Origin of the sequence: Klebsiella sp. R390 (assembly GCF_051131745.1) — a bacterium.
GTDB lineage: Bacteria > Pseudomonadota > Gammaproteobacteria > Enterobacterales > Enterobacteriaceae > Klebsiella.
Genome location: NZ_CP180445.1, coordinates 2,711,556 through 2,727,056, shown reverse-complemented (window position 1 = coordinate 2,727,056; position 15,501 = coordinate 2,711,556). Strand labels below are relative to the sequence as shown.

Annotated in this window: 14 protein-coding genes and 1 other annotated feature; of the genes, 2 read left to right on the top strand and 12 right to left on the bottom strand. The window is 55.6% G+C overall.

All coding sequences use genetic code 11. The features are described 5' to 3' along the window. Nucleotides 1-88 precede the first annotated feature (88 nt). A complete protein-coding gene (locus ACMYSP_RS12645; protein WP_434582410.1) occupies nucleotides 89-1,411 on the bottom strand; it encodes a 6-phospho-alpha-glucosidase in 1,323 nt (440 codons plus the stop codon). Next, on the bottom strand, nucleotides 1,408-3,030 hold the full coding sequence (locus ACMYSP_RS12640; RefSeq protein ID WP_434582409.1) for an alpha-glucoside-specific PTS transporter subunit IIBC: 1,623 nt from the start codon (nucleotides 3,028-3,030) through the stop codon (nucleotides 1,408-1,410). Before ACMYSP_RS12640 ends, ACMYSP_RS12645 begins: the two co-directional genes overlap by 4 nt. Before the next feature lie 298 nt (nucleotides 3,031-3,328). On the opposite strand from ACMYSP_RS12640, the gene ACMYSP_RS12635 reads away from it, so the two are divergent. Then, nucleotides 3,329-4,075, top strand: coding sequence for a GntR family transcriptional regulator (locus ACMYSP_RS12635; protein ID WP_434582408.1), 747 nt, complete (start codon nucleotides 3,329-3,331; stop codon nucleotides 4,073-4,075). On the opposite strand, the gene ACMYSP_RS12630 is transcribed toward ACMYSP_RS12635, so the two are convergent. The 3 genes from ACMYSP_RS12630 to ibpA all read right to left on the bottom strand — a co-directional run bounded on the left by ACMYSP_RS12630 (nucleotide 4,043) and on the right by ibpA (nucleotide 6,858). Beyond that, complete coding sequence (locus ACMYSP_RS12630) at nucleotides 4,043-5,704, bottom strand: putative transporter (protein ID WP_434582407.1); 1,662 nt, start codon at nucleotides 5,702-5,704, stop codon at nucleotides 4,043-4,045. The genes ACMYSP_RS12635 and ACMYSP_RS12630 overlap by 33 nt on opposite strands. A 191-nt stretch (nucleotides 5,705-5,895) precedes the next feature. Further along, nucleotides 5,896-6,324, bottom strand: a complete 429-nt coding sequence (gene ibpB / locus ACMYSP_RS12625) for a small heat shock chaperone IbpB (RefSeq protein ID WP_434582406.1) — start codon at nucleotides 6,322-6,324, stop codon at nucleotides 5,896-5,898. Between the two features lie 120 nt (nucleotides 6,325-6,444). Next, entirely contained in the window at nucleotides 6,445-6,858 is a 414-nt protein-coding gene (ibpA, locus tag ACMYSP_RS12620) for a small heat shock chaperone IbpA (RefSeq protein ID WP_123757002.1), read from the bottom strand. Further along, nucleotides 6,852-6,925, bottom strand: a sequence feature (ROSE (Repression Of Heat Shock gene Expression) occurs in the 5'-region of heat shock genes and acts as an RNA thermometer to modulate expression.). It overlaps the preceding gene by 7 nt. A gap of 243 nt (nucleotides 6,926-7,168) precedes the next feature. Between ibpA and ACMYSP_RS12615 the strand changes: the two genes are divergently transcribed. Next, entirely contained in the window at nucleotides 7,169-7,501 is a 333-nt protein-coding gene (locus ACMYSP_RS12615) for a YceK/YidQ family lipoprotein (RefSeq protein ID WP_434582405.1), read from the top strand. Between the two features lies 1 nt (nucleotide 7,502). Here the strand turns inward: ACMYSP_RS12615 and ACMYSP_RS12610 are convergent, their stop codons facing one another. The 7 genes from ACMYSP_RS12610 to ACMYSP_RS12580 form a co-directional block, all read right to left on the bottom strand. Beyond that, nucleotides 7,503-8,729, bottom strand: coding sequence for a DUF3748 domain-containing protein (locus ACMYSP_RS12610; RefSeq protein WP_434582404.1), 1,227 nt, complete (start codon nucleotides 8,727-8,729; stop codon nucleotides 7,503-7,505). A 242-nt stretch (nucleotides 8,730-8,971) separates the two neighbouring features. After that, a complete protein-coding gene (locus tag ACMYSP_RS12605; RefSeq protein ID WP_434582403.1) occupies nucleotides 8,972-10,309 on the bottom strand; it encodes an MFS transporter in 1,338 nt (445 codons plus the stop codon). Between the two features lie 180 nt (nucleotides 10,310-10,489). Beyond that, the gene (gene dgoD / locus ACMYSP_RS12600; protein WP_434582401.1) at nucleotides 10,490-11,638 is read right to left on the bottom strand and encodes a galactonate dehydratase; all 1,149 of its coding nucleotides are present in this window, start codon (nucleotides 11,636-11,638) and stop codon (nucleotides 10,490-10,492) included. Continuing rightward, nucleotides 11,635-12,252, bottom strand: coding sequence for a 2-dehydro-3-deoxy-6-phosphogalactonate aldolase (locus tag ACMYSP_RS12595; RefSeq protein ID WP_434582400.1), 618 nt, complete (start codon nucleotides 12,250-12,252; stop codon nucleotides 11,635-11,637). Before ACMYSP_RS12595 ends, dgoD begins: the two co-directional genes overlap by 4 nt. Before the next feature lie 26 nt (nucleotides 12,253-12,278). Further along, a complete protein-coding gene (locus ACMYSP_RS12590) occupies nucleotides 12,279-13,178 on the bottom strand; it encodes a 2-dehydro-3-deoxygalactonokinase (RefSeq protein WP_434582399.1) in 900 nt (299 codons plus the stop codon). Beyond that, nucleotides 13,175-13,864 carry a D-galactonate utilization transcriptional regulator DgoR gene (dgoR, locus tag ACMYSP_RS12585; RefSeq protein WP_123756996.1) on the bottom strand — a complete coding sequence of 230 codons (690 nt, stop codon included), beginning with the start codon at nucleotides 13,862-13,864 and terminating at the stop codon, nucleotides 13,175-13,177. Before dgoR ends, ACMYSP_RS12590 begins: the two co-directional genes overlap by 4 nt. A gap of 235 nt (nucleotides 13,865-14,099) precedes the next feature. Then, nucleotides 14,100-15,230 (bottom strand): BamA/TamA family outer membrane protein, encoded by a 1,131-nt coding sequence (locus ACMYSP_RS12580; RefSeq protein WP_434587075.1) that lies wholly within the window; start codon nucleotides 15,228-15,230, stop codon nucleotides 14,100-14,102. Nucleotides 15,231-15,501: the final 271 nt, after the last annotated feature.

Below are 15,501 nucleotides of genomic sequence, written 5' to 3'. Positions count from 1 at the left end.
AGCAGGCTCCAGCATAGCGTAATTCGTGACGAACAGGGGAGAGTCAGAGATAACCGGCACCCGATGGATGCCGGTCGGCGTTGGAGGGTTAGTGCAGTTCCGGCCAGTAGTCTTTGTTGGCCTCAATCAGGTCGTCGAGAATCGCTTTAGCAACGGAAGCGCTTGGCACGGTTTTCGACAACGTAATCGCCTGCCACAGCTTGTGGTAAGAGCGATGCTCCCAGGCATCGACCACCAGTTTCTCTACCGCCACCTGCTGGCTCATCATCCCTTTCTGGAAGTTCGGAATATCGCCTACAGTCAGCGGTTCCGGGCCGTTATGGCCGACCAGGCACGGAATCTCCACCATCGCATCGGCGTCAAAGTTATGGATAGCGCCATTGTTCGGCACAATCAGCAGCATGCGCTCCTGGGTGTTGAAGGCAATGGCGGTCGCCAGATCCACAATGTAGGAGGCGTGCTCATCGATCTCCAGATCGCCAGCGGAAGACTGACCCGCGGCAATAATCGAGCGGCAGGCGCTGAAGACATTTTTCTCGCGGTGATCCATCACCTCGTTCGCACGGGTACGCGCCGGGTTGGAGTGCTCAACGACGTAATCCGGGAACAGGTAGTATTTCAGGTAGGTGTTCGGCATGGTGTCCGGATCCAGCGCCTGTACATCTTTGGCCTTGGCGAAGGTGTCGTTCCAGCTGGCCTCAGTGTGCGGGTCGTTAGATGGCGGAACATAGCCATATTTCGCCACATGTTCCCGCAGTTTCGGCATCAAATCGTTCCCTTGCAGGTCTTCAATTGATGTCCACCAGCCGAAGTGGTTCAGGCCGTAGTAGCGCACGCGCATCTGTTTACGGTCTTTCAGGCCGACGATTTGTGCCATCCGCCCTTCAATACCGATCGGCATATCGCAGATATTGAGGATTTTCGCATTCGGACGCAGACGACGGGTGGCTTCCGCCACGATAGCCGCCGGGTTGGAGTAGTTCAGCATCCAGGCGTTCGGCGAATATTTTTGCATATAGTCCACCAGCTCCAGCACGCCGCCGATAGAGCGCATACCGTAAGCGATGCCGCCAGGTCCGCAGGTTTCCTGGCCCAGCACGCCGTGGCGCAGCGGGATTTTTTCATCTTTTTCACGCATCGGATACTTGCCGACGCGAATATGCGCCATCACAAAATCGACATCGGTAAAGGCCGCCTGCGGGTCGGTGGTATAGCTGAATTCGATATCCGGCGCCTGCTCTTTGAGAATAACCCTGCACGCTTCGGCGATGGTCTCCTGACGCGCGCCGTCGTTGTCATAAAATTTCAGTGCCCGCAGCGGGAAACGGTCCTGGTTTGCTAACAACATCAAAACGATACCTGGCGTAAAGGTACTGCCGCCGCCTGCGATAACAACTGAGAATTTTTTCATGATACTGCCTCCGTCATGGTGGTGTGTTCGGTCTGTAGAGAATCTTTCATCAGCGATTCCAGCTGGTCGCGAACCTGGGGAACATGCAGGCCAACGATGACCTGAATCCCGTTGCCGCGCCGCACGACCCCGTGCGCGCCCAGCGCTTTAAAGACGTCGTCGCTTTGTGTTTTCGCCATATCAACCAGCGTGATACGCAGCCGGGTGGCGCAGTTGTTGACGCTTTCAATGTTGCTCGCGCCGCCCAGCGCCTGCAGGAAACCTGCGGCCTGGCCTAATTTGGATTCCGTGGCGCCTGCCGCGCTGGTCTTGCCGCGCGCCGCCTGATAATCCGCTTTGCTGTAGAGTTTTATTTCGCTCTCTTCGCGGCCCGGTGTCTTCAGGTTGAAATGCAATATCAGGGCGCGGAAGATAACGAAGTAAATGGCGGTGAAGCACACCCCGATGCCGATCTGGATGAACATCATCGAAGCGTGGTTATGGAACATGGGGATCCAGTTTTGTGGCAGGAACTGGTCCAGCAGACCGCCGCCAAAGTTACCGACGACCCCGCACATATACATCACCGTCGCCATGGTCGCTGCCAGCACCGCATGGACAGCAAACAGCAGCGGAGAGATAAACAGGAAGGTGAACTCCAGCGGCTCGGTAATCCCCACCAGCATCGCGGTCAGCGTCGCCGGGATCAGCAGACCGGCCACCTTGACGCGGTTTTCAGGTGCGGCGGTAAAGTAGAGCGCCAGCGCAATCCCGACGGAACCAAAGACCTTGGAGTTACCGTGCAGGGCGAAACCGCCTTCCGGGAACAGGGCTTTCAGCGGTTCGGTGCTCTGGCTGAATTCCTGCAGATGCTGCGCCCAGTACACCTGGATTCCGCCTTCTACCACCGCGGGGCCGAAAATAAACGGTCCGTAGACAAAGTGATGTAAACCGGTCGGGATCAGAATGCGCTCAAGGAAAATATAGACCCAGACTCCCAGCGCCCCGGCCGAGCGTAAAAACGCCTGCAGAGATTCAATGCCCATCTGTACTTTTGGCCAACCCAATAACGTTAACCAGGCACAGGGGATCATCGCCAGGAAGGCCACAATAACGACAAACGAGGAGCCCTGGAAAATACCGAGGAAAACCGGTAGTGGTTTATCAAAATAGCGGTTATGAAGTGCCGTGACGATCCCGGAAATAACGATCGCCCCGATAATACTGGTATCCAGTGTTTTAATACCGGCAATCATCGTCAGGCCACTTCCGGCGGTCGGGTCAGCCGAAAAGTCGACGCCGAAAAAATGCCCCCAGGTCATCCCCATGGCATTAATGAAGTAGTTCCAGGTCAGGAAACTCACCAGCACAGCCAGACAGGCACGGCCCTGAGCCTGCTTTGCAAGACCAATAGGTAAGCCAACGGCAAAAATCAGCGGCATATTACGAAATACTGTCCAGCCGCCTTCTTCAATAATGTGAACAATTTGCGCAAATAAACTATCAGGAGCGGTCAGCGCTTCACCGACGAACATCGGGTTGCGCAGCATAATGGCAATACCGACCACGATCCCGGCGAAAGGAAAGAGTAAAACCGGGGTAAACATGGCGCCGCCAAAACGTTGTATTTGACTGAGCATTTTAAAATCCTCATAGAGCAACCAGTAGGGTAAGAGGCCTTATTTGTCTTGAGTATCGGCCTAAAGCGAGAATAGGAATTTACTGGACTGGCGACATGCAATGGCGGTGCGATTCGTGATCGCTTTCATGGTTTTAATTACAGCAATGTTGTCTACTTTTGGTGTTAAAAATAGACATGATGAATAACGCCTACGATAGCGTTGCGAACACCATCTAATAAGTTGATGTATTACATGTATTTTTTAACTACCTTCATCCATTCACACACCGTTAAAAAAGCGGGACAGAGGTCTACTGGTGATCTACAAATCCATTGCAGACAGATTGCGCCTTCGGCTGAATTCCTCCGATTTCAATATCGGCAGTCCGCTACCGGGTGAGAAAAAGCTGGCGGAAGAGTTCGGCGTGGCGCGGATGACCATCCGTAAGGCGATCGCACTGCTGATTAGCTGGGGGCTGGTGGTGCGCCGTCATGGCTCAGGTACCTATGTCGCCCGCAAAGACGTGCACCACGAGACCACCAACCTCACCGGGCTTGCAGAAGTGCTGCATAAACAGGGCAAGGAGGTGGTGAGCCAGGTGTTGATCTTCGAAGTGATGCCGGCACCACCGGCTATCGCCAGCCAGCTGCGCATCCAGATTAACGAACGGATCTACTTCTCGCGCCGGGTGCGCTACGTGGACGGAAAACCGCTGATGCTGGAAGACAGCTATATGCCAGTCAAGCTGTTCCGCAACCTGTCGCTGGTCCACCTGGAGGGGTCGAAATTTGATTACATTGAGAAAGAGTGCGGGATAACCATCAGCGGTAACTACGAGAGCCTGACGCCGGTTCTTGCGGACAAGCAGCTGGCCCGGTCGATGAACGTGCAGGAGCAGACGCCGCTGCTGCGTATTACCTCTCTGTCTTATAGCGACAGCGGCGAGTTTCTCAACTATTCGGTGATGTTCCGTAACGCCAGCGAATATCAGGTGGACTACCATCTGCGGCGCGCCCACCTGGATACCCCGCTAACTCATCCCCCAGAACAACACGGCCAGTAGCTGCGGCGTGATAATGCGTAAAAACATCACCAGCGGGTAGACCGTGGCATAAGACAGCGCCGCCGCGCCGCTGGTGGCGTGCAGGTTGTTGGCAAAAGCCAACGCCGGCGGGTCGGTCATCGAACCGGCCAGCATGCCGCACAGGGTCAGATAGTTCATCTTCATCAGCAATCGCGCCAGAATCCCCACCGTCAGCAGCGGAATCGCGGTGATAAAAATGCCGTAGGCAATCCAGCTGACCCCGTCGCCTTCCGTCAGCGTAGCGACAAAATCACCGCCGGACTTCAGCCCAACCACCGCCAGGAACAGCACGATCCCCAGTTCGCGGAGCGCGAGGTTGGCGCTCGGCGGCATAAACCAGTAGAGCTTGCCGATACTGCCGATTCGCCCGAGGATCAGCGCCATAATCAGCGGCCCGCCGGCCAGCCCCAGCTTCAACGCTACCGGGAAGCCGGGAATAAACAGCGGCACTGAGCCAAGCAGCACCCCCAGACCAATACCGATAAAGACCGGCAGCATCTGCACCTGCTGCAGTTTTTGCTGCGCGTTGCCCAGTTCAGCGGCAACCGCATCAATCGCTTCCGGGCGCCCCACCAGGTTGAGGATATCGCCAAACTGCAGGCTGGCGTGGCTGCTGGCCACCAGTTCCACCCCGGCACGATTGAGGCGAGAAATCACCACGTCATAGCGCTGTTTAAAATGCAGATCGCGGATGCGCTTGCCGAGCACTTTCTCGTTGGTCACCACCACTCGTTCAACTTTCAGGTCGGTACCACGGGTTGATAGGGAGGTCGATACCTCCATCCCGATGACCAGCTGTGCATTATGTAAATCCGCCGGATGCCCCACCAGGTGCAGGAGATCACCGGTCTGAATAAGGGTGGTCGGCGCCGGCACCATCAGCAGCTCATCGCGCTTAAGGCGAGAACAAATCAGCTTATCGCTATTGAGCATCGGCACATCCTGAATCGCCATATTATTCAGGTTGGGGTTCTCAACGCGGACGTTGATGGTTTGCAGCGTCGAGTGGCCGTTGCCACTGCTTTCATCAAACTGTTGGGCTTCTTTTTCAACGTTAATGCGAAAGAACAGGCGCACCAGCCACATGGTCAGCAAAATCCCGCAGATGCCGAACGGATAGGCCATGGCGTAGCTCATCCCCATCTGATCGACCACGTCCAACGGTACACCAAGGTCGCGCAGAATCTGCTGCCCGGCCCCGAGCGCAGGGGTATTGGTCACCGCCCCGGAAAAAATCCCCAGCACCACCGGCAGTGGGATCTGAAAGAGTTTGTGCAGTATGGCGGTGACCAGCCCGCCGAGGATGACGATCAGGATAGCGAAGAGGTTGAGCCGCAGCCCGGAGACGCGAAGCGAGGCGAAGAACCCCGGCCCCACCTGAATACCGATGGTATACACGAAGAGGATCAGGCCAAATTCCTGAATGAAATGGAGCATCGGGTTGCTGAGAGCAATCCCCGCCTGATCCACAAAGTGGCCAACGATTATGCCGCCAAACAGCACACCGCCAATACCAAATCCGACACCGCGGATTTTGACACTGCCGATCCACAAGCCGACAACCGCCACCAGCGCCAGTACGCTGACGGTCAATGCTATATCACTCATCGCCTGCTCCCTGTGAATAACACCATCAACATCAGGGATTATGGCTTAAGCCTCAGGGTCTGTATGCAGCCTGGCGCACAATAATCAGCAGGTCATCGGAACGACGTAGAGCGCTGGCTTAGTCATGAATCTTCGGAATTAGCGCGCAAAAAAAAGCCCCGAAAATCGGGGCGTTATAGGGAGTAGTGGCATTAGCTGTTGAGTGCCGGGCGCTCGCTAATTTCGATGCGCTGCGGGATAACCACTTCCGGCTCGTTACGGGTTAACTCAATGTGCAGCAGCCCGTTATTGAACGTGGCGCCGGAGACTTCCATATTTTCTGCCAGGGTGAAGCTCAAGCTAAAGGCCTGGCTAACCAGCCCTTGATGCAGCCATTTTGTCTCTTTGTCAGCCTGCTGCGGCGTCCCTTTCACGCTCAGGCGCGTCCCTTCCAGCTGAATATCCAGATCTTCCTGCCGGAACCCTGCTAGTGCAAGGGTGATTCGATAATGGTTATCGTCACTTTTTTCAATGTTGTACGGCGGGAAGCTCTGGCTTTCGCTGGTGGTTTGAAGCGCGTTGGCCAGTTTGTCAAAACCGATCCATTGACGCAGCAGCGGGGATAAATCGTAGTTACGCATAGGTGTTTCTCCTTCTAAGAAGCGAGTGAATATCTGCAAATCCCGTGGATTCGCATGTGCCCCCTGACGGCAGGCATATTTGGGTTGTTATCGGGCCGCAGCGCATGCGGCCCAAACGACTTAGTTAATTTCGATACGACGCGGTTTGTCCGCTTCTGGGATCACGCGTTCCAGTTCGATGTACAGCAGGCCGTTTACCAGGTTTGCGCCGCGGATATGGATGTTTTCCGCGATCTGGAATTTGCGCTCAAAGTTGCGCTCCGCAATGCCCTGATAAAGATAGGTACGTTCTTTCTGCTCGTCCGCGTGGGCGCCTTTAACAATCAGCAGATTATCCTGCGCGGTGATCTCCAGCTCGCTCTCGGCGAAACCGGCCACGGCGATAGCAATGCGGTAATGGTTTTCATCTACCAGCTCAACGTTGTACGGAGGGTAGCCACCATTGCTCTGGCTCTGGTTGTTTTCTAAAAGATTAAACAGGCGGTCAAAACCAATAGCAGAACGATACAGCGGAGAAAGATCGAAATTACGCATAACAAATAGCTCCTGAAATCAGCGAGAGTGGTTGACCTTCCATCATGGACAGGTCGTTATTACCCGGAATACCCCGCAGGCGTACTCCTTATCGGGTCACATTCTTAAAATGTGGTTTATCCCGACGTTTTCAAGCGCGAGAAACCAATTTTTTTTGCAGTTTCCTGCTGATTGCTTAGACTGGGTGGAAAGCACAAAAGGCAAAATGCGATGGCTGCCACAGTGCGGCGCAATAACGCTAGGCATTCTCGGGATGGCTCGATATAACCGATGTGAAGGTTATCTCAATGCCCGATACTACGATGGAAGAATGATGAAAAGCGGTCTGTTAAAGCTGTTACTGTTCAGCGGAGTTGTGGGTTTAAGCGGTTGCTCCAGCGTGATGTCACATACTGGCGGTAAGGAAGGCACCTATCCGGGAACCCGTGCCAGTGCGCAGATGCTAGGTAACGAAGATGCCAACTGGGGCACCAAATCCCTGGTGGCGCTGGATATGCCCTTTACTGCGGTGATGGACACCTTGCTGCTGCCGTGGGATATGTTCCGCACCGACAGTTCGATAAAATCACGCGTCGAGAAAAGCGAGAAAGCGTCGCTGGCGACCAACTCAGCGATCCCGCCAGCAGACATGCCATTACCCTGATTTAAAACGCGACGTCAGTTATCCACAGCTGACGATAGCCGCCCGTCTCCTGCATCCAGGCAAGATGCTTCCCGTCCGGTGAAAACACCACAGCATCCGCTGACGGTGGATTTTCATGATCGGCAGTCAAAAATGAAATTTCCCCACTTTGGGCATGGCAGATAGCCACGCGGTTATCCAGCACGAACCCAAGCCATTCCCCTGACGGGTGCCAGTTAAAGGCCGATTGAATATCATTCACGTTATGGGTGAGCTGACGCAGATTGTCGCCCTGTGGCGAAATCAGCCACAGCTGAACGACTCCCGCCTGATCCCGCATCAAAAAGGCTATCTGCGTCGCCTGTGGATTGGCCCGTACCCAATGACGCGGCGTTGTTGCCAGGCCCGGATAGCGGCGCTGATGAGTAAAGGTTAAACGACGTTGCATCACCCCGGCTGGCGGGGCCGGTAGAGTGGCGTCAGTACCCGCCAGCGGCGCGTCTCCTGCCTGCTTCCAGCCCTGTTCGCTCATCGGCAATGACACAATGAACAGCTCCGGGATTTTTTCACCCTTGAGCGATAGCGTATCGCCAATAAACGCCAGCGCATGGTTTCCCACCCAGCCCTCTTCGTACGCACGGTTAATCTCGTCGCTGCCCGGCACGGGCGTTGGCGTGGTTCGGCTCACCAGCACGCACCAGTGGCTACCGCCATATTCCCGCGGATGCTGCCCCTGTGGCATAACCGGGCCATAGGGCACCGCGACGCCAACGTTACGCAGATCCAGCGCGGCTGAGCGTTCGTGAAGTACATGGTCGTTGTAGGTAAAGCTAACTGCTTGTCCGTCCGGGCTGAAAACATGGACGTGGCTGCCGCCGCGCAACGCGCCGGGCGTATAGGGGGCAGTGATATCCATCGCGTCAAGATTGTGCGTCTCTCCCTGAGACGTCACCACGCCGCGACGATGGTGGAAATCGTATTGCCAGTGTTCATCCGGGTGTTCGGGGCCGTGGATAAAGACATATTTATCGGCCGATGGATGTACGGTGACGACGCCAACATGGGCGCCATGGTCGGCGCGGTAAAGCGTTTCGACGACGCCGGTTTGCACATTGACGCGTTCAATGGTTTCACCGGTAAAAGACGCACCTGACGGTCGAACATCAAAGACCAGCCACTGGCTATCCGCCGTCCAGGTGCGAGTGTTGGTAAGCTGATGATTACGTGCAGAAAAAGTGACTTGCTTCATGGAATACCCTAAATAATTCGAGTTGCAGGACAAGAGGCGAAGACGAATTGAACAGCGCTTGCGCTGGCCTCGAAGGGGTGAGGCCATAGGCCGAATCACGCGGCAACGCAGGAAATCCCCAGGAGCTTACTCAAGTAAGTGACTGGGGTGAGCGAGGACAGCCAACGCACATGCAACTTGAAGTATGACGGGTATATACCCTGATGAACAACCATCTCATCAGGGCATAGCATCACGCAGGTTTAGCCTACACGTTTAACATCGCCCACCAGCAGGATGTAGGAAAGCGCGCCGATCAGCGCAATCACCGCGATGTAGGTCAGCGCCGGGGCAAATCCGTAATCCTGTGCCAGATAACCGATCACCAGCGGCACGGTGATACCGCCGAGGCCACCAATAAAGTTAAATACCCCACCGGTCAGGCCAATCAGGCGCATTGGGGCCAGGGACGAAACCAGCGACCAGGTAATCGATGCAAAACCGTTACCGAAGAATGCCAGCGCCATCAGCACCATGATCCACACCGGATCGTTGGTGTAGTTCGCGCCCATAATGCAGGTTGAGATCAGCAGACCACAGATAATCGGCGTTTTACGCGCCACGCCCAGCGAGAAGCCTTTTTTCACCAGCCGGTCCGCCAGCCATCCCGAGAGCAGCACGCCGACAAAGGCGGCCAGGAACGGCACCGTGGTCATAAAACCGGCTTTCAGCGCGGTGATGCCTTTTTCCTGCGTCAGGTAGTTCGGGAACCAGGTCAGGAAGAACCACAGCGTGGACGCTACTGCGAACTGCCCGATATAAACGCCCACCAGCTTACGGTGGAAGACCAGCTTCCAGTCCGCTTTGGTTAACGGTTGGCGGGATGCTTTGTTCACCGGCGCATCGCCATCCACCAGGCCACCGCCATCACGGATGTAATCCAGCTCGGCTTTGCTGATATTTTTGGTCTGACGCGGCGGCTGGTAGACCTTAAACCAGATCAGCGACCAGACAATGCCGATGCCCCCGGTCACAATAAATACCCAGTGCCAGCTCAGCATCTCCTGGATCCAAATCAGCAGCGGAGTAAGGAACGCCAGCCCGACAAACTGCCCGGAGGTGTAAAAGCCAACGGCAGAGGCGCGTTCATGTTCCGGGAACCAACTGGTAACCATGCGGTTATTGGTCGGGAAGGCCGGAGCCTCAAAGATCCCGGTAATCGCCCGCAGGCCGATCAGCGACATCAGACCGGTGGCAAACCCCTGGAATAATGTCGCCACCGACCAGCCCATAATGGCAATAAAGTAGGTCAGACGCGAACCCACACGGTCAAGGAACCAGCCGCCCGGGATCTGGCAGAGCGTATACAGCCAGGCAAATGCCGAAAATACATAACCCATTTGCGCTTTGGTGATACCAAATTCTTCCTGAATATGGACGGATGCCACGGCCAGATTAGCGCGGTCGACATAGCAAATAACGACGGTAATAAAGATCATAATGAGCGTCAAATAACGGCGACGCCCGGGTTTTACAGCGGTAACTGAAATATCCATCGTAATCTGTCTCCAGATTTTGGGCATAGCGAAGCCGCTCACCATGCCCTGTAGTTTACAGAGGGTGTGTTTAAAATTTTTATTAATAACCTGACTGCAATGCGCTAAATAGTTCGTGCTGGGGAAAAGCGGCAAGTTTTTCGCATCCCCTGGGGCATACTAAAGTATGTGACCGGGGTAAGAAAACGCAGCCAACGCCTCACCAGTGCGAAATATGACGCACATTTACCATTCCGCGACGGAACCATCCGCATGTCGCCACAAAGGATTACGCCAGTCCGGCGCATTTTTACTGAGCTCAATTACCCGCGCCTCATCGATTTCCACGCCGAGGCCCGGTTTCATGAGCGGTTTAAAGAAGCCGCCTTCCATGTTGAAGTCTTCTTTGTTTTTCACAAAGTCGAGCAGTTCCGCGCCCTTGTTGTAGTGAATGCCCATACTCTGCTCCTGGAGTACCGCATTGCGTGAAACGAAATCAATGTGCAGGCAGGCTGCCAGCGCGATCGGTCCCAACGGGCAGTGCGGTGCCAAGGCCACATCGTAGGCTTCCGCCATTCCGGCAATTTTATAGCATTCGGTAATACCGCCCGCATGCGACAGGTCCGGCTGTAAAATCGCCAGGCCGCCGGCTTCCAGCACCCGCTTAAATTCGAATCGCGAGAACATCCGTTCCCCGGCCGCAATAGGAATATGGGTTTGCGCTGCCAGCTTCGGATAATATTCAGCCTGCTCCGCCAGCACCGGTTCTTCAATAAATAACGGACGATAGGGTTCCAGCTCTTTAATTAAGACTTTGGCCATTGGCGCGCTGACGCGGCCATGAAAATCGAGGCCAAATTCAATATCGCTGCCGAAGGCTTCGCGAATTTGCGCGACGGTATTCACCGCAGCATCGACCGCACGAGAATTATCGATGACGCCCATCTCTTCACAGCCGTTTAATTTGAAGGTATCAAAGCCGATGGCACGCAGCTTTTTAACACCGTCAATCACTTCTGCTGGACGATCGCCCCCTACCCAGCTGTAGGCTTTGATTTTATCGCGCACCAGACCGCCCATCAGCTGCCACACCGGCGCGTTCAACACCTTGCCTTTGATATCCCACAATGCCTGATCGATCCCGGCAATCGCGCTCATCAGAATCGGGCCGCCACGATAAAATCCGGCGCGGTACATCACCTGCCACAGGTCGTTAATACGCGCCGGATCCTGACCGATGAGATAGTCGCTCAGCTCGTGGACCGCCGCTTCGACGGTACGCGCGCGCCCTTCAATGACCGGTTCGCCCCAGCCAACGACGCCCTCATCGGTTTCAATTTTCAGGAACATCCAACGCGGAGGTAAACGGTACGTGGTGAGTTTGGTTATTTTCATAGCACTGCCTCTCGATACGCTTTAACAAATGCTGTCGCCTGCTGTACGGTCCTTTCGACGGACTGCCCGGCACGATACAGATCGCTACCCAGCCCGGCGCCGGCACAACCGGCCTTTATCCATTGCGCCAGATTCTCTGGCGTCACGCCGCCCACGGCGAACACCGGCACGTCAGGCGGTAACACGGCTTTCAGCGCCTTGATGTACTCCGGACCAAAAGCGGATGAGGGGAACACTTTCAGCGCCTGCGCACCGGCATCCAGGGCGGTAAATGCTTCCGTCGCCGTGGCACAGCCCGGGCAGACGGTCATGCCGTAGCCCACCGCGCGGCGAATCACCTCGGCCTGAATATTCGGCGTCACGATCAGCCGGCAGCCCATTTTTGCCAGTTCATCAACCTGCTCCGGCTGGAGTACGGTGCCTGCGCCAATCAGCGCCCGTGAGCCAAAGGCCTCGACAACGGCCGGAATGCTCTGCTGCCAGCGAGGGGAATTCAGCGGGATCTCAACGGCGTCGAACCCGGCGTCAATCACCGCGCCAACGTGCGCCAATGCCTCTTCCGGCGTGACGCCGCGCAGAATTGCGATCAGCGGAAGCGTAGTTTGCCACTGCATATGCGATGCTCCTTAGTTACACAAAATCATTCCGCTGCGCGGGTCGCCAGCACAGGGGCGGACTCGATCAGGAAGCGTATGCCAGCCTGAAATGCCGTATCGCCGTCAATGGTGGCGACATCGCGCCCCATGGCATGAAACGCCTGAACGTAGCGGGCGGTCAGCGCCGCTCCGGCAACCAGCGTGATCGCCTGCTGCCCGGCAAAGCGCTCGCTGAGGGTGGCGACTTCCGCGCCAATCAGCAGCCCGGAAAGAAACTCGCTCACCTGTTCGCGCGGGAGTGCCCCCAGGACGTGCGCCGCCCGGACTTCAAACAGCTGGGACAGCAGGTCAGGCGAGGCCAGCCCGCGTTCAAGTCCGGCGTGAAACGCTTCTGGCGCCGCAACTTGCGATGGCAGCCCGGCGCCGATCAGCGAGTGGCTCAGCAGCAGGTGGTGAAGTTCACCGGTCATTACGGTGCGGAAATGGTGGATTTGCTGGCGGTCTGCCTGCACCCATTTGCAGTGGGTGCCGGGCATTACATAGACAGAAGAAGGGGCAAGCGCCCGGGCTCCGAGCAGCTGGGTCTCTTCGCCACGCATGACGTTGTGATTGTTATCCTCAGAGACGCACAGCCCGGGAATAATCCATATGTTGTCGCCAACAGCGGTTAACTGCTGGCCAATTGCTGAAAAATGGACGGGAACTGGCAGGTAGGGAGCAACCTTCCAGCCGACATTGCTGCCGACCATTCCCGCCATCACTACCGGAGTGGCGCCTTCGCGCCAGCTTTCGGTTATCTCACTCAACACCGCGGCCGGGGATTTGCCATTCAGGCGGGTGACGCCTGCTTCTGATTGCCTGCTCTCCAGGCATTTGTCGCCCTGATAAAGCCAGGCGCGAAGATTGGTCGAACCCCAGTCTATTGCGATGTAGCGAGATATCATGTGATTTCCTTCAGCCTTCGTGTTGAGCTGGCGATCATCGTGAGCGCCGCCTGCTCTGCCGCTTCACTGTCCTGATGCCGGATGGCATCAAACAGCGCCTTATGTTCCTGGAGCGTTTTCGGCATATTGCCCTCATCGCCCATCCAGGTCCGTTCAAACACCGCTCGCTGTAACGAGCTGATGGCTACCGTCAGTTGCTGGAGCACCGGGTTATGGACCGATTGCAGTACCGCCTCGTGATAACGAATATCGGCTTCGTTAAACGCATCACGGTCCTGGTTATTGGCGATCATGTCGTTAAGCGCTTCTTCTATTTGCGCCAGATCGCTGGAGGTTGCCCGTTCTGCCGCCCAACGGGCGATAGCCGGCTCCACCAGATTTCGTACTTCGCTCATAGCGCCAATCAGGCGCGGGTCATAATCGTGTTCCAGTACCCACTGCAGGACTTCGGTATCCAGGTAATTCCAGTGGTTACGCGGCGCGACAAACGCACCGCGATAGCGTTTCATTTCAATCAGCCGTTTCGCCATCAACGAACGAAACACTTCGCGAATGATATTGCGCGAGGTTTCAAACTCTTCACACAGCTCGGCCTCTGCCGGCAGCGCGGAACCGGGAACGTATTTGCCCCCAACAATCTGGCGGCCCAGCGTCATGATGATGCGGTCGGTTTTGGTCAGGTTCATGGCATGTCCTTTAAGAGATGACGTCGCCTTACTTTACTCTGACTGGCGGTTTTCGCCTCACCTTTGCAGTACAAACATGACACCTTTATTTATCTGATGAGACAGATAGTAGTACCAATTGATAATGTTGTACTACAATTTAGATCACAAAAAGAACAATTGATGAGGTAAAAAAACAGCGCATCTGGAGAGCGCTGTCGGAAGGGGGAATCAGAAGAACGGTGGGAAATGGCGGTCAGAAGGCCTCGCCGACCTGGAAGTAAAAGCCGCTGCTGCCTTTGCCAATGCCATAGTCGAGGCGGATATTCACCTTAGGTTTGAATTCAAAACGATAGCCAACGCCCGCCGTCGGTAGCCAGCGGCCATCATTGAGCGTATCCATCGACGGCCCCATCGTTCCGGCGCCCACCCAGGCAACAATGCCATGACGCCAGGTTAGCTGACGGCGATATTCCAGCTGCGAGCTGAACACGTTTTTATCGCGATAGCGCCCCTGATAATAGCCACGCATACGTTCATCGCTGCCGAGCAGCGGAAGCATGCTCCACGGCACATCGCCCTGGGTAAAGACCCCGTCGGCCTCCCAGGCCAGCACGCTTTTGTCACTGAGCGCGGTATAGCGGCTGTAGTGCAGATGGAATTCGTCAAATCGGGTGTCGCTCCCAAGGCCCGGCGCGTAGTGGGTATACCGCAGGTTGGCGTACTGCCCCTGACGCGGGTTGGGGACAAAATCGCGATCGTCCCAGGTTAAATCGATACTGACACCAGAACTGAAGACCGATGGCCCTTGAGGGGTGCTTTCTATTTTCGGCAGATCTTCCCGGTCCACTTCATCGGCATTCTGGGCCGCCAGCGACCAGCCAACGCCAAAATAGACGTTGTCCACCAGCTGGCGATAAACCGTGGGCCGCAGCGTCAGCACCTGAGCGGTATATTTCTCTTTGCCGCCATCATTATCTGCAGCGGCAAAGCCCTGACCCCAATAATAGGTCGGCGTATTGGCCAGAGAGCCTTCAAGAAAAATACGCCAGCGATCGTCAGCAAAAAAGGCGTAATTCTTGACGCTGACACCGAAGGCTCCAGTAGAGCTGGCGTAGCCACTGAGCGTTAAGGTTGAGTTCTGACTAAGGGTGTCATTGGGATCGGGCCGGTACATACCAACCACCGCGGTTCCGATCCCCAGGCCTAATTCCGGTGTATAAAACGGGCCTGGCATCACGCCCCAGTCGATACCTTTGGAGGCATCAAATTTGTCGCTCGCGCCCAGCTGTTTTAGCCAGTCATCGATCTGCTCCCGATTAAGGGCCTGCGCCTGAACCTGCCCGATAAATGAGCATGTAATGCAACACAGAATGACGCTACGCAGCGTGCTCAACAACGATGCTCTCCAGAGATAAAAAATGGTGACGGCCAACAAAGCTAGATAGCGTCGAATTTGAGTATAGCTGGCATCCAGCCAGACTCTTTCGGAGCAGAAATGGGTCGTCAAACGTTAAGCAGGAAAGCTTATAGAATTCGTCGTCATTAGGGGAAGGGATATGTGCGGATTTCCCCCTTTCAGTGCAAAAAAAAGACCTAAGTGATTCATTTTACGCACCATAAGAGGTTTTTCAGGCCCGGAGCTGCCGGGCCTGAAA